Source organism: Myroides sp. C6-3 (genome assembly GCF_050522425.1).
Taxonomy (GTDB): domain Bacteria; phylum Bacteroidota; class Bacteroidia; order Flavobacteriales; family Flavobacteriaceae; genus Flavobacterium.
This window is the reverse complement of sequence record NZ_JBMVQP010000001.1, coordinates 1-21,326: the sequence shown is the minus strand read 5'-3', so window position 1 is coordinate 21,326 and position 21,326 is coordinate 1. Positions and strand designations below refer to the sequence as shown.

19 protein-coding genes are annotated in these 21,326 nt (G+C 36.1%); 11 read left to right on the top strand and 8 right to left on the bottom strand.

The genetic code is table 11. From position 1 onward, the window contains the following. The first annotated feature begins 33 nt into the window (after positions 1-33). Positions 34-1,242 carry a CynX/NimT family MFS transporter gene (locus tag ACPDG9_RS00095; protein ID WP_430525832.1) on the top strand — a complete coding sequence of 403 codons (1,209 nt, stop codon included), beginning with the start codon at positions 34-36 and terminating at the stop codon, positions 1,240-1,242. A gap of 70 nt (positions 1,243-1,312) precedes the next feature. Here the strand turns inward: ACPDG9_RS00095 and ACPDG9_RS00090 are convergent, their stop codons facing one another. From ACPDG9_RS00090 to ACPDG9_RS00080, 3 genes are all read right to left on the bottom strand, one after another. Further along, the gene (locus tag ACPDG9_RS00090) at positions 1,313-1,765 is read right to left on the bottom strand and encodes a hypothetical protein (RefSeq protein WP_430525831.1); all 453 of its coding nucleotides are present in this window, start codon (positions 1,763-1,765) and stop codon (positions 1,313-1,315) included. Beyond that, positions 1,755-3,056, bottom strand: coding sequence for a hypothetical protein (locus tag ACPDG9_RS00085; RefSeq protein ID WP_430525830.1), 1,302 nt, complete (start codon positions 3,054-3,056; stop codon positions 1,755-1,757). The genes ACPDG9_RS00090 and ACPDG9_RS00085 overlap by 11 nt, the downstream gene beginning before the upstream one ends. 363 nt (positions 3,057-3,419) lie before the next feature. Further along, a complete protein-coding gene (locus ACPDG9_RS00080) occupies positions 3,420-4,667 on the bottom strand; it encodes a DUF4886 domain-containing protein (protein WP_430525829.1) in 1,248 nt (415 codons plus the stop codon). 230 nt (positions 4,668-4,897) lie between these two features. Here ACPDG9_RS00080 and ACPDG9_RS00075 point away from each other — a divergent pair, with 230 nt between their 5' ends. Continuing rightward, positions 4,898-5,602: a DsbA family oxidoreductase gene (locus ACPDG9_RS00075; RefSeq protein ID WP_430525828.1), complete on the top strand. Its 705-nt coding sequence runs from the start codon at positions 4,898-4,900 to the stop codon at positions 5,600-5,602. 82 nt (positions 5,603-5,684) lie between these two features. Then, positions 5,685-6,422, top strand: coding sequence for a toxin-antitoxin system YwqK family antitoxin (locus ACPDG9_RS00070; RefSeq protein ID WP_430525827.1), 738 nt, complete (start codon positions 5,685-5,687; stop codon positions 6,420-6,422). A 113-nt stretch (positions 6,423-6,535) separates the two neighbouring features. Here ACPDG9_RS00070 and ACPDG9_RS00065 read toward each other — a convergent pair whose 3' ends face one another. After that, positions 6,536-7,219: a hypothetical protein gene (locus tag ACPDG9_RS00065; RefSeq protein WP_430525826.1), complete on the bottom strand. Its 684-nt coding sequence runs from the start codon at positions 7,217-7,219 to the stop codon at positions 6,536-6,538. A gap of 174 nt (positions 7,220-7,393) precedes the next feature. Between ACPDG9_RS00065 and ACPDG9_RS00060 the strand changes: the two genes are divergently transcribed. The 3 genes from ACPDG9_RS00060 (at position 7,394) to ACPDG9_RS00050 (ending at position 12,676) form a co-directional block, all read left to right on the top strand. Continuing rightward, the gene (locus tag ACPDG9_RS00060) at positions 7,394-8,611 is read left to right on the top strand and encodes a metallophosphoesterase family protein (RefSeq protein WP_430525825.1); all 1,218 of its coding nucleotides are present in this window, start codon (positions 7,394-7,396) and stop codon (positions 8,609-8,611) included. A 7-nt stretch (positions 8,612-8,618) separates the two neighbouring features. Continuing rightward, on the top strand, positions 8,619-11,660 hold the full coding sequence (locus tag ACPDG9_RS00055) for an AAA family ATPase (protein ID WP_430525824.1): 3,042 nt from the start codon (positions 8,619-8,621) through the stop codon (positions 11,658-11,660). Positions 11,661-11,746: 86 nt separating this feature from the next. Next, positions 11,747-12,676 carry an energy transducer TonB gene (locus tag ACPDG9_RS00050; RefSeq protein WP_430525823.1) on the top strand — a complete coding sequence of 310 codons (930 nt, stop codon included), beginning with the start codon at positions 11,747-11,749 and terminating at the stop codon, positions 12,674-12,676. Between the two features lie 33 nt (positions 12,677-12,709). Here ACPDG9_RS00050 and ACPDG9_RS00045 read toward each other — a convergent pair whose 3' ends face one another. From ACPDG9_RS00045 to ACPDG9_RS00035, 3 genes are all read right to left on the bottom strand, one after another. Then, positions 12,710-13,105 (bottom strand): ExbD/TolR family protein, encoded by a 396-nt coding sequence (locus ACPDG9_RS00045; RefSeq protein WP_430525822.1) that lies wholly within the window; start codon positions 13,103-13,105, stop codon positions 12,710-12,712. After that, positions 13,086-13,796: a MotA/TolQ/ExbB proton channel family protein gene (locus tag ACPDG9_RS00040; protein ID WP_430525821.1), complete on the bottom strand. Its 711-nt coding sequence runs from the start codon at positions 13,794-13,796 to the stop codon at positions 13,086-13,088. Before ACPDG9_RS00040 ends, ACPDG9_RS00045 begins: the two co-directional genes overlap by 20 nt. Before the next feature lie 302 nt (positions 13,797-14,098). After that, positions 14,099-15,766: a formate--tetrahydrofolate ligase gene (locus ACPDG9_RS00035; RefSeq protein ID WP_430525820.1), complete on the bottom strand. Its 1,668-nt coding sequence runs from the start codon at positions 15,764-15,766 to the stop codon at positions 14,099-14,101. Between the two features lie 254 nt (positions 15,767-16,020). On the opposite strand from ACPDG9_RS00035, the gene ACPDG9_RS00030 reads away from it, so the two are divergent. Beyond that, the gene (locus ACPDG9_RS00030) at positions 16,021-16,602 is read left to right on the top strand and encodes a PhnA domain-containing protein (RefSeq protein WP_430525819.1); all 582 of its coding nucleotides are present in this window, start codon (positions 16,021-16,023) and stop codon (positions 16,600-16,602) included. 19 nt (positions 16,603-16,621) lie between these two features. On the opposite strand, the gene ACPDG9_RS00025 is transcribed toward ACPDG9_RS00030, so the two are convergent. Continuing rightward, complete coding sequence (locus tag ACPDG9_RS00025; protein WP_430525818.1) at positions 16,622-17,044, bottom strand: NUDIX hydrolase; 423 nt, start codon at positions 17,042-17,044, stop codon at positions 16,622-16,624. 315 nt (positions 17,045-17,359) lie between these two features. Here ACPDG9_RS00025 and ACPDG9_RS00020 point away from each other — a divergent pair, with 315 nt between their 5' ends. From ACPDG9_RS00020 to ACPDG9_RS00005, 4 genes are all read left to right on the top strand, one after another. Further along, positions 17,360-17,956, top strand: coding sequence for a cell wall assembly protein (locus tag ACPDG9_RS00020; RefSeq protein WP_430525817.1), 597 nt, complete (start codon positions 17,360-17,362; stop codon positions 17,954-17,956). A gap of 37 nt (positions 17,957-17,993) precedes the next feature. Beyond that, positions 17,994-18,368: a CD225/dispanin family protein gene (locus tag ACPDG9_RS00015; RefSeq protein WP_430525816.1), complete on the top strand. Its 375-nt coding sequence runs from the start codon at positions 17,994-17,996 to the stop codon at positions 18,366-18,368. A 5-nt stretch (positions 18,369-18,373) separates the two neighbouring features. Next, positions 18,374-18,748 carry a DUF2752 domain-containing protein gene (locus tag ACPDG9_RS00010; protein ID WP_430525815.1) on the top strand — a complete coding sequence of 125 codons (375 nt, stop codon included), beginning with the start codon at positions 18,374-18,376 and terminating at the stop codon, positions 18,746-18,748. Positions 18,749-18,977: 229 nt separating this feature from the next. Next, the gene (locus tag ACPDG9_RS00005; protein ID WP_430525814.1) at positions 18,978-20,996 is read left to right on the top strand and encodes a S8 family peptidase; all 2,019 of its coding nucleotides are present in this window, start codon (positions 18,978-18,980) and stop codon (positions 20,994-20,996) included. Positions 20,997-21,326: the final 330 nt, after the last annotated feature.

Here is a 21,326-nt window from a genome sequence, read left to right as displayed (position 1 = left end):
TTTGAACCTGTAAAACAAACGCATCAAATAAATATGAATAATAGGATAGGAAACGAAGGAGAAAAAGTTTCAAAAACGAAAGAAATTTTAATGTTGCTGGGTGTGATTTTTATTGCATCAAATCTCCGTGCACCTTTAACATCTGTAGGACCTGTTATTGGTGAAATAAGTCAATCATTGGCTTTATCTAATACAACAGCAGGATTGGTAACGACTATTCCCCTGATGGCTTTTGCCTTTTTATCGGGGATTGTACCTAAGTTCTCTAGAAAATACGGCATGGAAATCGTTTTGTTGATTTCCTTGATTTTGTTGAGTGTGGGATTGTTGATTCGTCCGTTGGGAAATATTGTTTCTCTCTTTCTAGGTGCTGCTTTGGTAGGAACGGCCATTACTGTGGGAAATGTTTTAATGCCTGCGTTTATCAAAAACAACTTTCCACATAAAGTAGGCAGTATGATGGGGATTTATTCCGTTGCCATGAATTTAACCGCAGCGTTAGCCGCTGGATTCAGTATTAGTTTGGGTTCTTATACGACAATGGGATGGAAGGGATCAATCGGTATTTGGTTGGTACTTTCTTTTGTAACAATTTTCGTGTGGCTTCCCCAAGTAAAAAAGAAGAAAAAAGATACGGTAAAAGGGGATTTTGCTGTAGAAGAACAAACCGTAAATCTGTATAAGTCGAGCTTAGCATGGGCGGTAACTGTTTTTATGGGGGTTCAGTCACTCCTATTTTACTGTTTAGCTGCTTGGTTACCTAAAGTAATGCAAACTTGGGGAATGTCTGTAGAAGATTCGGGTTGGATCTTGTCTTATGTACAATTCGCTCAATTGCCAATGACGTTCATAGGAGCCATTATTGCCAGTAAAATGAACAACCAAAAACTATTGTCCGCTGCTGTAGGTGTGCTGTTTATAATTGGAATCGGAGGTATCTTACTTTTCCGTACGGACTATATTATTCTTTGGTGTATTCTTATCGGATTAGCGAGTGGTTTAGCTTTTAGTTTGTCTATGTTATTCTTTGTATTGCGTACGAGAAGTACCGTACAATCAGCGGAGTTGTCGGGAATGGCACAGTCTTTTGGGTATTTAATTGCCGCGTGTGGACCTCCTATTTTTGGAGCATTATTTGATCTTTCCAAGGATTGGATGTATTCCCTTGTGTTTTTGTTACTCATGTCTGCTACGCTTTTAATTTCTGGAATTATCGCAGGAAAAGACACTTGGGTGAAGTAAAAACGCAAAGGTATAACACGTAATTTATAAATGTTTTGGTCAAAAAAAAGGAAGCTCATGGCTTCCTTTTCTAATTGATCGCTTCCGTAAAGGATATGTTTTTGAAGAGCAAATCACCTCCATGTGCTTTAACTAGTTTTTCTAGTTTAGTTCTCTTAGTTGATCGCAGTGCAGGAGATTTTGCTTTTCTGCTAATAATTCTAGCTTGTAGTCTTGAAACTTCAATACGTGGTGTTGTGACTAATACTTGAATCGTTTGTAAAAGCTGTTCGATTCCGTCTTCTACATTACTCCCTTTGAGTTCGATAAATCGCACAGTATTAGAGGATGGGATGTAGATTGCAAAATCACATTGTTTAGTTCTGTTGTTATTGATCAGGCCACCATCTACGTTGTAAACAATATAGTCTAATGGTGTAGAATTTGATATAATATATTGCACTCCTTTTGTTTCTTCTAAGACAAGTGTTCTACGATTGTCTTGACAATAGATAGATGAGGTATATCGTTGATTAAACCTCATGATATTGCGTATTTAAAAGATTGTCAAATTCATCGTTTAAAAGTTGAGACACTTCATCAATCTTGGTTGCATCAATTTGCCTTTCTTCTTGATCTAAGATATCTTCAATCATTCCGTTTTTTACAAACCACACACCTACATCATCAAAGTTTACCCAATAATCTTCAGCAAGAATATCTTTTACTTCTTCACTGTTTTTTGCACAATCATGAGCATAAATCAAATTGTTTAACGTAGTCAAGATGTAAGGACTATGCGTAGTGATAAACAAATTATGCGCTCTCCCTTCTTCATTGTGATAGGTTGATTGGATCAAATACTTCACAAGTTCTCTTTGAGTGGTAGGAAATAAGTTGACTTCTGGTTCTTCTAAAAAGATACTAGATTGTTGAGTGTTTTCGATATGATTTAAAATATACTCAAAAGTGCTTTGACGTTGTTCCGTATTAAATTCAAAATTCCAATCTTGTAATTTAGATTTGTAATGGGTATTCAAAATTTCATTTTGATTTTTTTTATAGAGTTCATCTAAAACAGCTATAGAGTTCAATAAATACTTTTGTATATCTAATCTTAGTCCTTTAATAATACTATCATAATGAATGCTATTCTTGTTTTTCTCTATAAAAATTTCTTTAGTTGTATAGCCAATTAGAGTACATAAAGGTATTAGAGATTGTAGACCGCTTGATGCATTTTTTAAACTAATCTTCTTTCCTTTCTCTGTCAAAGTTAATTGATCTGTATTTGTTTTTTTGTTATAAACATATTCCACACCTAAGTTCAGTATGGGAAACGATGATGTATTATAAAAATTTCTTGCCTCTTGCCAAGCGGACATAAAACTTCTTAGATTAGAGTTATCTAATCTAATATCAAACCAATTAGGGATAACAGCTACAATATTACGTTCTGCAGGAATGTATAAAGTTTTTGTTCTTCTATATTGTAAACGAGCTTCTTCTGATTTCCATTTAAATGAGAATTTACTCTCTTTTTTTGAATAGCTGAAATGCATAAAATCGGTTTCAAATTCAATAAAAGACTTTGAATTCATAAATCCTTCAAGTTTATGAAACTCTATTAATTGATTCTCAAAATAGGATTCAAATTCAAAATCTCTAGGAGATTGATTGATGTAAATTTCCTTTTCTACCCAAGAACAATGACAAGCAATTTTATTAATTGTACTTTTTCCAGAGCTTTGAAGACCTATTAAAACGTTGATGCGTTTTAAATCAAGGCGAATTGATTTAATTGGACCAATATTTTTTATAGTCAATCTTCTCATTTTTATTTGTTATTTTTAGTGAATAGAATTTGTATAAACAAAAGTAAGGAAAATAGAAATACTTTTGATCGAATTATTTAACTTCAAATAATATCGGACATACATTATGCAAAGTAGCCATATAAAAAAGGTGAACGAATGGTCTGAGATTTGAATATACTCTAAGACGGATAGAACGATTAAGTTCTCATAGAAAAAAGGAAGCTCATGGCTTCCTTTTCTTTACTCTATAAAGTTGATGGTTGGGTAATAAATTGACAACTGTATAAAAATGTATAAGGTGAATTAATAATTAATTTATACACAGTTGTAAATCTAGGTAAAAAAAGTGAAAGATTTATTTTCCTTCCTTAAATATGTAGATTATTTTAATACAAATCGGTAGTTTTCTTGTCCATTTGTCGTTTTTATTCGCAATAAATACGTGCCTTTCGCCAGGTGGCGAACGTCTAGTTTGTAGAAGCCTTCTTGTGCGTCAACTACAGTAGATACGCTTTTCCCCGCAAGATCATAAATCTGAAAAGTTACTGTTAAATCCGTCTGAACAATAAGGTAATCTTGTGCTGGATTAGGGTAAATGGCAAAATTTGCATCGTCAAATTTCAACAGACTCAAATTCTCAATGGTAATTGTATCTTGATAGGTGTACGTATCATTGCAAGTCGTGACGGTAGCCGTAACGGTGTATTGACCAGTCTCTGTATAGGTATGAACGGGATTTAATTCTGTTGCTGTTGTCCCATCGCCAAAATCCCATGTTGTGCTTGTCGTGTTTGGTGTCGTATTGGTGAAGTGTACTGTCGCTGAATCGGTAATCTCATATTCAAATTTAGTATTGTTGTAGTGCACACCTACAAACCAACGTTCAAGGTCATCGTAAACGATTTCTTTTACAATTCGCTTTATGTTATTCGCTTGATCTGTTGAAAGAGAACCTTTGAAGGAAATTAAGGTTGGATCCTTTTTGTATATGATCGTATAAAAAGTATATGCTGCAGCCATAGACCCCAAAGGAGAGGGATGCGAATTATCAGATACGTACAATTCATACGTTGGATATTGTTGACGAATTGCTCGCCAAACTCTTCCTACAGGTGAAACATGCGCTCGGTTTTCTGTCGCTAGAAGCATATAAGAATCATAGATTTTATCATCCATTCTCTCGTACGTACACATATGCGTTAAACCAGCATCGCAATTTCTTTGATCCCCAGTTTTGTATCCCCAGGTCATATAAAATAACGTCTTCGCACAAGGGGAGGAGTTTTTAATGCGATCGTTTAAAACAGCCGCGTATGGAAAAGTATAGCTGTCGTCTAGCGCAGGACGTTGACTTTGTTCTTGTAAAACAACATAATCCCAAGATCGACTATTGATTTTATCCGTTACTTCTTGATTGTATAAATGATTTTGTAAACTAGCTCCCCCTGGTGTTGTTTGTTCAAAGAAAAGTGCATCATTAGTTGATTCTGCCACTTTTTTGATCAGATTAGGAAGATCGTTGGAGTACGTATAACTATTGCCAATAAAATACACGCTCTTAGATGCTTGTCCGTAAGAAATAAAAAGGGAAAACAAAAAGAGAAAAAATAAGTAAAGTTGTTTCATCATTTGCAGTTGTTTTTAGTTGGGTTAAAAATATTAAAAAAATGTTAATATAAATTAGCGTTGTTAAATTAAAAATGAGCAATTTGTAAGCTACTAGTTTTATATCAGCTTGTTTGATCGTGATAACCCCTTGGTAACTGTTAAAGGTGTAGGTTAAAGTGGGAGGTAAATCGTATATTTGAAGGATAGGGGTAGGAAAAAAAGCTTCTCATTAATTTTAAAAAAGTAGAAATATGAAAGTAGAAATATGGTCAGACGTGATGTGTCCTTTTTGTTATGTAGGAAAGAAACACTTCGAAAATGCATTGGAACAATTGCCTTTTAAAGACAAAATAGAAGTAGAATGGAAGAGTTTTCAATTGGATCCTACTTTACCTGTAGAAGGCGCATCTCAATCAACAATTGATTATTTAGTGAATAGAAAAGGCATGCCGAAAGAGCAAATAGAAGGCATGATGAATCACTTACAACAAGCGGGATCAGCTGTAGGAATTGATTTCAAACAGGATATTTCTATTCCTGTGAATACTTTCAGAGCGCATCGTTTGATTCACTTTGCACAAAGTCAAGGTAAGGGAAATGAAATGGAAGAGGCCTTGTTCTTCGCTCATTTTACGGAAGGAAAAAACGTAGGGAAAATAGAAGTATTAACAGAACTAGCGATGCATATTGGCTTGAATAAAGACGATGTAGTTGCTTTGTTAAACAGTGAAGCGCAAACACAGGAAGTTAAAAATGATATAGAAGAAGCACAAACATTGGGAATTTCAGGTGTGCCGTTCTTTGTAATCGATCGAAAATACGGTATTTCAGGTGCTCAACCGATTGATACCTTTGCCGAAGCAATTACACAAGCATACCAAGAAAGTCAACCACAATTTGAAATGAAAGGCAATACAGATGCTAATGCATGTGGTCCTGATGGATGTGAGATATAAAGTATAAACTACCAATTTGATTTAATAATTTTAAAGACTCTTACAATGAATTGTCAAGAGTCTTTACTTTTTATAAATACGGATGAAAAAAATTTCACTGCTTTTGACTATCGTTTCTATCTTGCTTAGTTGTAAAGAAAGAGAAATTGACTTCAATCAACTCGAGCTTAGAGACGGAATGTATTTCGAACTGAATCAACAAACTCCTTATACAGGGATTGTCAAACAATATCATGACAACGGTGCCCTAAAAGAAGAAGGCTACTTACAAGAGGGAAAACTCGATCGTTTTTTTACTTCCTACTATGAAAATGGACAAGTATGGGAAGAGCGAAAGTTGAAAGACGGAAAGAAAGAGGGACAAACCTTTGTTTATTATGAAGATGGGCAGGTGAGAGAACACTCCTATTGGAGTAAGGGATTGAAAATAGGGGTTTTTAAAGCATATTATCCCAATGGAGATTTAGCTGCTGAGACCCCGTTTAAAGAAGGAAAAGAAGACGGATTGCATCAAGCATTTTATGAAAATGGACAACTTTATGAGAAAGGTCTTTTTATAAAGGGAAAGAAACAAGGCTTTTTTATTGGGTATTTTGAGGATGGAAAAATAAGAGAAGAAGCAAATTGGAATGAGGGCTTAAAAGAAGGCTTGTACAAAGATTACTACAAAAATGGCTATCTAAGTACTGAGGCTATTTTTATCAAGGGAAAAAAGGAGGGTATTGTCAAAGAGTATCATTCAACCGGGACCTTGATGATTGAATCCTTATGGGAGAATGGTGAGCAAGTAGAGCTTATAAAAATATACGAGGATGACTAGTCACAAGGTACTATAGCTTAAGGAATCAAACCACAATAAAAAAACCGTTGTCTTACAAGGTTAATTTGTTTAAGACAACGGTTTTTGTTTTGATGTGTGTTCGTCTAGTTTAGTTATGCTTTATCTGCACGTATTTGTCTTTCTTCCTGTATGAGGTTGAAAACTTCTTTAAAATCGCGTTTGATATTGGGATTTGTTTTAAATTCATTTGCAGACAATAACATGATTAACAGTTCTTTATTTGTCATTTCGTTTGCTTTTTGAGCATCTCTTAGTACCGTTTCTGAGATTATTCTTGAGTCAAGCATACTGTATTTCCACTGTCCTTCTTCTTTATAAAAATGAGCTGGTTGTAGACCAAAAATAGTTCCTGTGGCTTTGTCCTCTTCAATATCCAAATTAGAAAGCACAGCACTAGAAAGTACCTCTATCTTTTTCTCATCCACGGCAGAGTTTAAAAATAAAATTTCAACAAATTTCTTGGTATCCGTGGTCTGTAAATCCTCATCACTCAATAGAAGCAAACCATTAGCGATATTCATTTGATCCACTAAAGTCCCCTCTATATTTTTAGCTTTAACTGCCGTCAATATTTCTTCATAGTATGCAATAGACTCTTGATCTAAATTATCGTATAACAAGATTCCGTCTTTGTTGAGTAAAGCACTGTTTATTCTGTCGTACACAATATTGATCTCATCGTAGGCATCTGCTAGGGCTACTGGATCTAGGGTTTTCTTATTTTGACAAGAAATAATAAGAAGGAGGATAAGGATAAAGGGTATAATCTTTTTCATACTGGTGTTTTGGTGTAAAATTAGACCATTTACTGGTATAAACCTTTTTTTGTTTGCTAGATATAACAAAAAAAGTTTTTATCACCGATCTCTGATCACCGCTCACCAATCATTAAAAACACTAGCGATTCCCCGATATAACTTTTATCTTTGAGAGGTAAACAAAAGGGAAGGATGAAAGTTAAGATATTACATACCGCAGATTGGCATTTAGGAAAGCGATTAGACAATTTTTCGCGTATAGAAGAGCAACGTGAAGTACTCGATGAAATCTGTGTTGTTGCGGACGAACAACAAGCAGATATGATCGTCATTGCTGGAGATTTGTTTGATGCATTTAATCCTCCAACGGAGGCAGAAGATTTATTTTATCGCACCTTGCGTCGATTAACGCAAAATGGTCGTCGTCCGGTTTTGGCAATCGCTGGGAATCACGATAGTCCAGAGCGAATTGACGCACCAGATCCTCTAGCACGAGCTAGTGGAATTCTTCTAGTAGGATTGCCCAATACAGTGGTTCAACCTTTAGAAGAAAAGGAATATTATACTCTTACAAAGTCAGTAGAAGGCTTCATAGAGCTGCAATTGGCCCATATTCCTTTTCCCATTCGCATCATTCACACGCCTTATGCCAATGAAGTACGCTTAAAAAAAGCACTGAATGTAGCAGATAAGACAGCCGCTTTAAGTGAAGTTTTACAATCCAATTGGGAAGATCTCGCGCAAAAATATTGTGATGAGCAAGGAGTTAATATGCTCGTTTCACATTTGTATATGATGCAAAAAGGAGGAGAAGAACTTGAAGAACCCGATGGAGAAAAACCGCTAAAAATTGGAAATGCAGATCTGATTTACAGCGAGAGTATTCCTACACCCATACAGTACACTGCTTTAGGACACTTACATCGCGCCCATCAAATAGGAGAAGCAGAACGCCCTGTGGTTTATGCAGGAAGTCCATTGTGCTATAGCTTTAGTGAAGCAGGACAAGAAAAGTATGTGATGCTTGTAGAGATGGAACCGAATATACCAGCAACCTATCAAAAGATTGCCTTGCTAAAAGGACGTCCCTTAACACGGAAAAAGTTTGAGTGTGTTGAAGATGCTGTAACTTGGCTGCAACAGCACCCTCATCACTTGGTTGAGTTGACTTTGGTAAGTGATACCTTCTTAAAAGCAGATGACATGAAGCGTATCTACCAAGCGCATGACGGAATTATAACGGTTATCCCCTTAGTGAATCTCGCCAATCAAACGGATGCAACGAAAAAGCATCAAGTGAATTTAGAACAAGATATTCAAGGCCTTTTTGTTGATTACTTCAAACAAAAAAACAGTGGACAGGTACCGAATGAAGAAGTGATGAACCTATTCAAAGAAATTATAAATTAACGTTATCATGATACCTATACAATTAGCTTTAGAAGGTTTTTATTCCTACCAAGACAAGCAAGTGATTGATTTTACCCAGTTAATTCAAGCAGGTTTATTTGGAATTTTTGGAAAGGTAGGATCAGGTAAATCCTCTATTTTAGAAGCCATTTCCTTTGGGTTATATGGTGAAAGTGAACGACTCAATGCTCGAGATAATCGCGCGTATAATATGATGAACCTAAAATCGAATCGCATGTCGATTGATTTTGAGTTTTTTAATTTTAAAGAAGAGAAATATCGCATCTATAGAGAGTTTAGACGTAATTCCAAGCGCTTCGACGACGTTAAACGAGGAGATGCCGTATTGTATCAATGGAAAGAAGAGCAGTGGATTCCCTTACCTCATACAGATGTGGAAAACGTGATAGGTTTGAGTTATGACAATTTCAAGCGAACGATTATCATTCCTCAGGGAAAGTTTAAAGAGTTTATCGAATTAGGAGGAAAAGATAGAACCAAGATGATGCAGGAGATTTTTGGTTTAGATCGTTTTGATCTAACGGGAAAAACCAAAGCATTATACAGCGAAACGCGACAAAAATTTGATCACTTACAGGGACAGCTACAGCGTTTTACTCCTTTAACTTTAGAGCAAATAGAAGAGCAAAAAACACAGCATAAAAAAGAAGAAGAACAGCTAAAACAACTTACCACAACCTATAAAAAAGAACAAGAACGCTATCAACAATTAAAAGCAGTAAAAAGCGATTTTGAAACCTTAGAGGAAAGTCGCAAGGCGTTAAAAGCGTTAGAAGAACAAGCGGGAAATGTTCGCGCTCAAGAAGGTGAACTCGCACAATATGAGAAAGTTGATAAAATCTTTCGTTCTTTACTTTTAGAAAGCCAACAGACAAAGAATAAACTCGAAGAGAAACAGACGCGTTTATTGGAAAAGGAAAAAGAACGGCGAAGCAAACAAGAACAGTATGCTCAAATTAAAGTGGAGTTTACAGCTGTGGATAAAAAAATTGAGTCGATAGACAAAGAGAAAGCAGAACTAGTTGAGCTACAATCCGTACAATCCATTCAAGAAGCGACTCAAGTGCAAAAGACTTTAGCAGAGCGACTACAGAAAGGAAAGGAAGTGGTGGTTGAAGCGAAGAAGGAATTGGAAAAACAACAAACCCTGATCGAACGAGGGGAGCAACAACTTCTACAACTAAAGCAGAATCGCATTGATCCCATGCGTCTAATGGCGCTAGACAAATGGTTTACTGATTTTGAATATCTAGAACGAGACACGATCGAATTGACAGAGAAACAAACACAAATTCAACAAGAGATCTTGCGTTTGGATAAGGCACTAGAACAAGTTGACTTTACAACAGAAGCAGCATGGAAAGCGGTTTTAATTGAAAAACGCACATTAAATCAGCAGCTATATTCTTTGGTTACGAAAGAAATAAATCAATTGCGTGTGGCTCAACAATTATCGCATTACGCCTCAGCTTTACATGAAGGTGAAGCTTGTCCGTTGTGTGGAGCTTTAGAACATCCTGCTGTTTTAGTAGGCGAAGATGTATCTACAGTAATAAGAGATTTAGAGTCAAAATTAGAAAAGATACAGGAGGATGAACAGGCTTTAAATCGAAAAGAAAGAGAAATACAGGCCTTATTGGATAAAAAACACTTGTTACAAGTACAAACTAATGAGTTTCAAAGCCAAGTTCAATCGAAGCGTGAGTTGATAGATAAACACCGAGAATTATATTGTTGGAAGGAAATAGAATGCGGTAATAAAATACAGCTTGAGCAGTTTAAACAGCAAGCCATTGAACAAAATAAAGCGATTGAAAGTGCAGAACAGCAGCAACAGCAAGTAATAAAGAACGCAGAAAGTATTAGAAATAATGTAGGTAAATACACAGAAGCGTTAACAGATATAGAACTTAAACAAGCAAGATTAGAAGCAGAAATAGAAAGTAAAGTACAGCAGATTCAACAAATTGATCTCCGTGAAAAATTAGCGGTTGGCAAGATACTATTAGAGCAAGAAATACAAGAAAAAGCGAAGTATATTGTTGAGATAGAACAATCATACAGAACACTTACTCAAAACTTGCAACAGTTGGTACCTGTTTTAGCTTCATTAGAAACAGAGGTAAAGAATGAGAAAACCACCGTAGAGGAGTTGACCATTGCTCTTCAGGATACTACCCTTGTTCTGGATCGAGAGCTCGAAAAACTCGAGTTCCAAAGCATCCATGAAGTCGAAGCAATTCTCGCTAAAAATATACAAGTCGAAGAAACGCGTGCTTCTATTCAAGCCTTTATCCTAAAGCTAGAAGTATTGCGCAATCAAGTGACACAGTTGTCAGTCAAACTTGAATCTATTGCTTTCGATTTGTCTGGTTATGAGCAACAGGAAGCGAAAGTGATCACATTAGAAGCACAAGTCAGTAACCAATCGACTTTAGTAGTAAAATTAGCAGGTGAAATTGAGCGTTTGGAACAAGATTACAAAGAAAAAGAACGCTTGTTAGACGTATTTAATCACTTGGACAAGCGATTAAAAAACATCAATGTCTTAGACAATATGTTTAAAGGGGCTGGTTTTGTTAACTATGTATCGAGTATTTACTTGAGTAATCTTTGTGAGATAGCCAACCAACGCTTCCATCGCTTAACTAATAACCAGCTGAGTTTACAACTAAACGAAAGCAATGAATTTGAAATTATTGACTATTTGAATAACGGAAAAGCGCGTAGTGTCAAAACACTATCAGGTGGGCAAAGTTTTCAAGTGTCGTTATCTTTAGCCTTGGCACTTGCGGAAAGTGTACAAAGTCTGTCTAAGTCCAATAAGAATTTTTTCTTTATTGATGAAGGATTTGGTACACAAGATACCGAGTCAGTGAACATTGTATTTGAGACGTTGAGTAAGTTGCACAAAGAGAATCGAATTGTCGGAATTATCTCCCATGTGGATGAATTGCAGGAGCGAATTCCCCTGTCCTTGTCTATTGTGAAGGATGAAGAAAACGGCAGTAGAATAGTTACGTCTTAAAAAGAAGTGAAGAAAAAGAGAGAAATCAAAAAAATAAGTACATTTGTTAGAATATAGGAACGAATTAATAGCATCGAATAGTTGATATGAATGTAAAATATACAAAAGAAGAAAAGACGTCTATCGTTATTACATTGGGAATTACCCTATTATTTTTCCTTCTTTTATTTTTTATCAAATTTATGGATAACCATACGTCGTATACTAGTTTTAGTGGCGGTGGTGGTGGTGGAGATGGTGTTGCTATTTCATTAGAGGGAACGCCTGGAGATCATTTGACAACTTCGACTCAACCAATTGTAGAAGAAGAACAGCAGCAGCAGATTGCTAAAGCAGAACCAGTAGAAGAAAAAGAGGTGCTGGCCTATGAAAAGGGAGAAGAAACGGCTGTGGTAGTAACGAAGAAAGACGAAGCGAAGAAAACCAAACCTGCTGAAGCGAAGCCAATGGAAAATGTAGCAAAGAAAACAGCGGAAAAGAAAACAGCGGAAAAGAAAGTTGAAACTACAGAAAAAAAAGCAACAACCCCTGCTAAAGCAGATGTTTCCAATACCACAAAGGACGCCATTAGCAGCTTTATGAATGGAGGAACAGGTTCTGGTGGTGGTGGAACAACAGGAAGTGGAACAGGCGGATTGTCTACCAATGGAGGCTATTACGGCACAGGTACAGGGAAGGGAACAGGAAGCGGAAGTGGGTCTGGAGGTGGAGTTGGCAACGGACATGGAGATGGTAGAGGAGACGGAATCGGTTACTCTTTAGATGGACGAAGTGCAACAGTTAAAGCAATCCCAAAATATACGTGTAATGAGATAGGAACAGTTGTGGTTGAAGTATGGGTAGATCAAGCAGGAAATACTGTAGATGCACGAGCAGGTGTAAAAGGAACAACCAATACAGCGAATTGCCTGTTGGAACAAGCTAAAATAGCTGCCTTGCAAACCAAATGGCAAGCAAATGATAAAGCCCCTGCCAAACAAGTAGGAAAAATCGTATACCAGTTTAAACTGAATTAAAAATAAAAAGGAGCGAATATTTCGCTCCTTTTTTTATTGCTTTTGGGTAGCAATTACAAATTTGATGTTGTGCTTAACACCAATTTGTAAAACATCTACTAATTCTTGAATCTGTGAGTTAAACGGAATTCGAATCACAACAGATTGATCTGTATTACCGCCTAGTTCCGCTAATAACGACTGCTCTAATTCTTCGTAGGGAACTTCCGTCTTATTGATGAAAAAACGCTTGTCTTCTGTAACGGAGATAGTCAAATGTTGCTTGTTTGTCTTCTCATTTGATGCCGCTTTCGGGAGCATCATCTTTATCACATTGGGATTGGCTAATGTTGATAAAATAAGAAAAAACAAAAGCAAGAAAAACATAATATCACTCAAAGAGGACGTTGCGATTTCCGCTTTAAATCGTTTATTTCTTTTGATTGCCATTTGGTCGTTGAATTGCATTAATAAAATCTAAAATCGTTTGTTGCGTGTTCAACAAATAATTATCAATAGATGTATTCAATAAGTGGTAAGCGGCATACGCGATAATACCCACAACCAAACCAGAACCACTACTAATCATCTTTTCATAAAGTCCTCCTGAAATATTGGCAATACTAATATCCTCTGAAATACTAATATTGTAGAAAATACGAATTACCCCTAAAATTGTTCCAACGAAACCTAATGTTGGCGCAATACCTGCAATCAAACCAAGATGGCTCATCTTTTTTTCCATTTTTCCAATTTCAATAGTCGCTAGGCGCTCCATATTTCCTTCAATCTCTGTAATAGGTCTTCCGATTGAATGTGTTCCTTCTAAAATAACCTTCGTATACGAGTTGTTATCCTTAGACAACGTTAAATCAACAGAATCCATCTGACCTTTTTCCAATAGGTTGAGTGTATTCGGTAGAACCGTAGCATCGTATTTCGTTTGTTTTTTGATGTACAAATAACGCTCTATCGATAGATAAATCGTATAAATAAACAAAAAGATGATCGGAATCATAAAGATTCCACCTTTCATAACAAAATCTAAAGCTGAAATTTGACTTTCTTGAGTTACTACTTCGTTTAAATCAGTGACAGCAGTAGTAATTACATCGGGTGAAGTTTGCAAAAATGTAAACATTAATGATAGTTTAAAATATGATCAAATATAAAAATAAAAATGAACAATTGAGTGGCGATTAGTGATTCAATTGTTAGAGAATATATAAAATTAGTTTGAAACGTCCAATTGAATAAAATGATGCTAAAAAGGAGTAGGCAACACTTGGTTTAGACCGTTTTCTAACTTCGAAGTTTATAGTTAGTTTGAAATATAAAACTATGAAATAGAACAAGAAAGGGCAGTTATCTTTATTTACAAAGGACAAAAAAAGCGAAAAACTCAATTTTTCGCTTTTATATCGTTTAATAAGTTGCTTGAGATTAGCTTAGTCCTTCTACTAAACCATCTACAAGATCAATTTTTGTTGCCTGTGGAATTTTGGGAAGCCCTGGCATGCGCATAATATCACCAGCAATGGCAACAATAAACTCTGCACCATTGTTGATCACGATATCATTGATGGCTATAGAAAAGTCTTTTGCTACACCATACGCACTAGCATCCGCAGAGAAAGAATACTGGGTCTTGGCAATGCAAACAGGGAATTTATCCATGGTCGTCTCTTTAATCTGATTGAGTTTTTTCTGTGCAATAGGGCTGAACGTAACTGTAGTAGCACCATATATTTTAGATGCAACAGCTTTTACTTTATCGGCAATAGATAGCTCATCTGAATAAGGAAACTGTAAGGGTGTACTAGGATTGTGATCAATCATCTGTACGACTTCATTTGCCAGGGCTATTGCACCAGCGCCTCCTTCAATAAAAGCATTATTTACAGCAAATCCCAAGCCATTCGCGCGACAGTAGTCTTCTACTAATTGAATTTCCTCCTTGCTATCTGTCGCATATTTGTTGAAAGCCACTACAATACTTTGACCAAAGGATTGTAAGTTACTCACGTGTTTTTGTAAGTTTTCTAATCCTTTTTCGATTCCTGCTATATTTTGTTCTTTGATGTTTTCTATCGCAACGCCACCGTGCATTTTTAAGCCTTGAGCTGTTGCGACTACAACCGTTAGTTTGGGCTGTAAACCTGATTTTCTACACTTGATGTCAAAGAATTTTTCCGCTCCTAAGTCTGCACCAAATCCTGCCTCTGTAATTACATAGTCCCCATAGCTCATTGCCATCTTGGTCGCAATAACAGAATTACAACCATGTGCAATATTTGCAAAAGGACCTCCGTGAATAAAGGCAGCCGTGTTTTCTGTCGTTTGTACTAAGTTTGGATTTAATGCGTCTTTTAGCAAAACCGTAATAGCACCAGCTACCCCTAGTTCTTTTACGGTAAAAGGACTTCCGTCATGGCGATACCCCAATAGAATATTTTCAATACGTCTACGCAAATCATCGATATCAGTAGCCAAACAGAGAATAGCCATGATCTCAGAAGCAGGTGTAATATCAAAGCCACTTTCTTGTGGAATGCCGTTTGCATTTCCTCTTAAACCTGTTGTGATATAGCGTAAACTGCGATCATTGACATCTAATACGCGTTTCCATAAAATTTCTTTAAGCCCATTAGCTTCCGCTCTATTTTGGTAGATGTAGTTGTCTAGTAAAGCACTTAGTGTATTGTGTGCTGAGGTAATGGCATGAAAATCTCCTGTAAAGTGTAAGTTGATGTTTTCCATGGGTAAAACCTGTGCATATCCACCACCAGCAGCTCCGCCCTTCATACCAAAACACGGTCCTAATGAAGGTTCTCTCAAAGCAACAACAGCATTCTTTCCAATTTTGTTTAAACCAAGGGCCAAACCAATCGATACAGTTGTCTTTCCAATTCCCGCTTTGGTCGGAGTAATAGAGGTAACTAAAATGAGATTGGACTTCTTTTGTTGTTCAAGCTGTTGGGCTTCTAACTCAACTTTTGCCATATTTTTGCCATAAGGAATAAGATGCGCCTCTGGCAATTGGATATCTTGCGCAATTTCGTAAATGTTTTTTAATACACTTTCTCTTGCGATTTCAATGTCTGTTTTCATTGTCTATATAAATGTGTTGTTGAGGAGTAAAGTTAAGTCTTTTGAGAGAATATTGAAATAGTGTTTGTGCGGTTTGTTCTTTGTTTGGTTAGATGGTTAGAGATTGACGAACGACTAACAACTAACAACGAACAATATTATCAAATTAGAGGTATTATGGTGTATTTTATTTTAATATAAAGGAGTTTTATTGTTTTTTATAAATAGATTTTTAAAGTTATATTTGCACTTTTAAATTATATTCTATAAGTATTATGAAAACAGAAGCGGAGTTAAAAGACAGAAGTGGAAATAAATGTGAACTATGTGAATCTACTGGACAATTAAAGGTTTATGAAGTTCCGCCTGTAGCTGCTAATGAGGCAGATAAAGAAATTTATATTTGTGAAACTTGTTTAGATCAAATTGAAAAAAGACAAGAATTAGATAGCAACCATTGGCAGTGTTTAACGACATCGATGTGGAGCGAGGTTCCTGCTGTTCAGGTTGTAGCTTGGCGTATGTTGAACCGTTTTAGACAGGAAAGTTGGGCGGCAGATAATTTAGAAATGATGTACTTGGATGATGCGTTGATGGAATTTGCTAAAGCAACAGGAGATCATACAGGAGATGGGTCGGTTGAATTACATAAAGACAGTAACGGAAATATTTTATCTGCGGGCGATACCGTTACCTTAATCAAAGATCTCGATGTAAAAGGGTCCTCTTTAAACGCTAAAATTGGTACGGCTGTTCGCAACATTCGCTTAGATCCGAATAATGTAGAATATATAGAAGGTAAGGTTGACGGACAAATGATCGTGATTCTTACTAAATACGTAAAGAAACAAGGATAAGAAATACTAAAAATCTCAGCTATGGCTGAGATTTTTTATTTTGTAACCAGATTGGAATGCTAAATTCTTCTATTAAATGGGCTAATGGAACTTGTTGATAGGTGTCATAGGTCAGCCATTTGATCTCTTCTAGTTCTGCATGGGGCCTTAGTGTAGCATTGGTAAGCTCGATGTGATAAATAGAGGCATGAACAAGTGTGTTGGCCTCATTCACTGCTTGTGTTTGATGACTACCTAAGTAGCGCATATGATGTGCGTCAACCGTTAAGTCTAGTTCTTCCTTTAATTCCCGTTGTAAGGCTTCCACAGGTGTTTCTCCCTGTTCAATTTTTCCTCCCGCCATCATATAAAACATCGACCCTTTTTTGCGCACGGTAAGTAGCGATCCCAAGGTATCGGTGATTAAAGCAGAAGCTAAGTATAGCGTTTGTGATCTAGACATAAGGCAGATTTTAGAGTCCAAAAATAAAAGATTTTGTCTAATAAGTGGAAGAAATTAAAATGAGGTTTAGAACACTAAAGGAAGAAATACGAGCTTTAGTTTTGTTAAAATAGAAGAGATAGGTATTTTTTTTGATTGTAAATCATAATTTTATAGGAGGATGAAAGAAAAAAATAAGAATATTTACAGAATTGTTTTTTGTAAAAGAAAAAATTTTATCTTTATTCGATCAAAGCAAGGTTCAAGATTAGAGAAGAATCTTGTATCAATTAATTTTAATTTAAGTTGAAAATAGAGCCTCTATCCAAGGCGAAAATGAACAGTACAATGGTAAAACAAGAATTTACTGCATTATTTAAAGGGTACAAAATTCCTAAGGAATTAAAGAGCTTATTAGAGTTTCAAGTATCAGAAAACATTCCATCTTATTATTCAAATGCAATTTACTTAATGACGGAAGAAACTTCATTAATTGAGAATTACTCAGCAGATGAAGCTTTTCTAAAGGCATTTATTCCCTTTGCAGAAGCAAATAGCTCAGGAAGTATTTATGCATTTTGGATTGAAAACACAGAAATAACGGATTTATCCAATGCCCCAGTTGTCGCTTTTGGCGATGAAGGAGGAATTTTTGTTGTCGCTCGAAATATCCAAGAATTATTGCAGATTGCTGCTTATGATGTTGAAGCAGTGGTATATGAAAATGAATTTTACTTTCAAGATAAAGAAGTTTTAGAGGAAGAAGGTGAGTTTACCGCAGCTGAATTTAATATGGAATATTTAGACTGGTTGCGTACAGAGGCTAAACTAAAACCCGTGTTGACAATAGACGATGTTGATGCAATTGTAGACCAAGCGCAAGAAGTGCATCAAGAAAAATTAGAACAATATATCAAACGCTTTATAGAATAAAACGAAATAGTAGTATATTGCGTTAAAATTTTAAGAAATGGAACAGAATAACTTCGAACAGAATTTTGATGCTTTCTCAACGCAAGCACAAAATCAAATGCCAGCTAAACCGAATAATTACTTAGCTTTATCAATTATCTCAACTATTTTGGGATTTTGTTCGTGTATTGGTTTGATCTTAGGGATCGTAGCGATTGTTATGTCGGCTCAATCGGGATCAAAATATGATAAAGGTGATTATGAAGGAGCTGTAAAAGCAGCGAAAACAGCAAAAATTTTAAGTCTTATTGTATTAGCTACAGTAGTGCTTAGTTTTATTTATTCTTGGTTTAGTATTCAAGCAATCGGTGGATGGGACGCTTATATGGAGATGTTTGAAGAAGGGATGAGACAAGGAGGAGCAGGAATGTAAGAACAATGATGCGGATAGTATATCGAATCCTCTGTTATTTGGTACTACCTCTTCTTGTAGGAGTGCTGTTGATGAAAGGATTTAATAGCTTTCCTATTACTGTAACTTGTTCAATTAAAGATTATACAGGTCTTGATTGCCCAGGTTGTGGAGGACAAAGAGCCATTGATGCATTACTCAAAGGAGAATGGAAACAAGCGTTTTATTACAATCCACTCATTTACGTATATCTAGGAGTGTTTATTTATATCTATATTCTCTTCGTCGAAACGTATTTGGTTCAGAATAAAGTCTTCAAACAACGATTTGGTTTTGCAAATTGGTTTGTTGTAGGTTTTATCGGATTAATTCTCTTGTTTTTTATTATAAGAAATTTATGAAGGTTTGAATGTTTACATTCAAACCTTTTTTTTTACACTTATCAATCTTATAGAATTACAAGTTAAAAACCTTAGATTTTTCCTGTTTTGAATCTAAAAACAAAGGAATGTTTTTTTTGTTTTTATATAAAAACTTGAGTTTTTATTTTTTTTAGTTAAAATTAAGGTTGATTTAATGTATAATGCTTAACTTTAACATCCCAAAAAAGACAATTAAAACACACCCTTTATGAAAAAAAATACTTTGTTGTTATTCAGCTTATTAACTTTGTGGGGAGTAAGTTCGAATGCCCAAACAGCTCAAATAAGAAAGAAAATTACGGCTACTTATGATCAAACGAAAGTAGAAGAGTTTCAATCTTTAGAGAAAAAACGCGTTTTAGCCCGTGATACCGCTTTTAAAATAGCTAAAGCAGCGGGTAAACCAACTTCTGGAGTTACAAAAGATGGAAGGGTTTTCTCCTTACAACGCATAGATGATAGAGGGAATTATATTTACTACATTACAAGTAATGCTGGAAGTAGAAAAACAGCAAATGTAAATGACGTTGCGCCAGGTGGAAGTTTAGGACTAAATCTTGACGGAAGAAATATGACCGTTGCAATATGGGATGGTGAACCTGCATTAAATACACATGTCGAATTTCAAGGTGGTGCGAATGGTGGAAGTAGAATGGAGTTGCGAGATGAGGTGAAAAATATACAAAGCATGTCACAAGATGAACGTTTGTATTTTGAAGAAGGTCGCTCTCATGCTACACACGTTTCTGGAACAATCGGAGCTACTGGTGTGAATGCAAATGCTAAAGGTATGGCACCAGCTGCAAAAATCTTGAGCTATGATTGGGAGAATGATGTGGTAGAAATGGCTAAAGCAGCTGAACAAGATGGATTGTTGGCTTCTAATCACTCGTATGGTATTGGAGTTGTTGACGATTTAGGAGAGGCTGTTTTTTCTAGTGATATTTTTGGAGCCTATATGGAGGAAAGTATAGGTTTTGATCAACTTGCTTTTCGCTACAAATACTATCAACCCGTAGTTGCTGCAGGAAATGATAGAGAATACTTTAGTATAATTAACCGTGTTAAAAACGGAAATGACTTACTGACAGGTACAGCGGTTTCAAAAAACGTAGTTGTGGTGGCAGCTGTTGATCAAGTTAATTCGTATACAGGACCGTCAAGTGTGCGTATGTCTACGTTTAGTAACTTCGGGCCAACGAATGATTTTCGTATTAAACCAGATATCTCAGCAAAAGGAGTTCGCGTGTTTTCTACAAATTATACCTTACCCGTGCCAGTAACAGGGGCACCTAATAATGCAAGATACATTGGAATGGATGGTACTTCTATGGCAGCACCTGCTGTTACCGGTATTATTACTTTGTGGCAACAATGGGCAATGGAAAATAGAGAAATGCCTTTAAAATCTGCAACAATCCGCGCATTAATGACCCATACAGCTAGTGAGGCAGGAACTGCCCCGGGACCAGATCACAAATTTGGCTGGGGAGTGATCAATGCTAAAGCTGGAGTGCAAATCCTTGAAGGAAGTAAAATCAGCGGTGTAGTGTTGGAGGAAAATGAACTGGAACAAGGACAAACCTATGAGAAGCAGTTTAATGTAAGTGATAGTGGGGTTACTATTTTAGTGACTCTCGCGTGGACAGATCCTGCGGGAAGATATTCGGATAATAATTACGACGAGAACTATGCGAAAAATAACCCATCCTTGGTTAATGATTTAGATGTGCGTGTCTACAAAGATGGGGAAGAGTTCTTACCTTGGAAACTAAATAAAGATTTTAATAATCTCGTGGCATTAAAAGGTGATAACGATGTAGATAATATAGAGAAAATTGAAATCGATGCTGCTGAAACGGGGACTTATGTAGTTAGAGTTACACATAAAGGAAACTTACAAGGTGGGAAACAAGAGTATTCCTTAATTATGAGTCGCAGTGACTTCAGTAATTTATCAACAGAAGAATTTAAAATTGATGAGTCGCTGTTTGCGGTATGGCCGAATCCAGTGATGGAAACGTTGAATGTTTCGATTCCGGAAGAAGCGGATTTAAACGGCGCGTCAATAGAATTGTTTGATTTGAGTGGACGTCGCGTTCAGTATCAAGCTACACTGAGTACACATCAAGTAGAGTTAGACGTGAAAGGACTCTCATCTGGGGTTTATATCATGAAAGTAAAAGGCAAAAACTTTGAAAAGACAGAGCGAATTGTGAAGAAATAAAAAAAGGAGAGCGGACGCTCTCCTTTTTTGTTGATTGTTGTGCGTCGTTACTTGTTGATTGTAGCGATTATCGTTTAAAGAGCACACCTTTCTTATTTCAGAAGAATCTACCGATACCTCCTAACAGATCACGGATCACTTTTTGTTGTTCGTTGTAGATATTATTATTTAAAGAGCACACCTTTCTTATTTCAGAAAAATTGACCGATACCCCCTAACAGATCACAGATCACTTTTTGTTGTTCGTTGTAGGGATTATCGTTTAAAGAGAACACTTCCTTATTTTAGAAGAATCTACCGATACCTCCTAACAGATCACAGATCACTTTT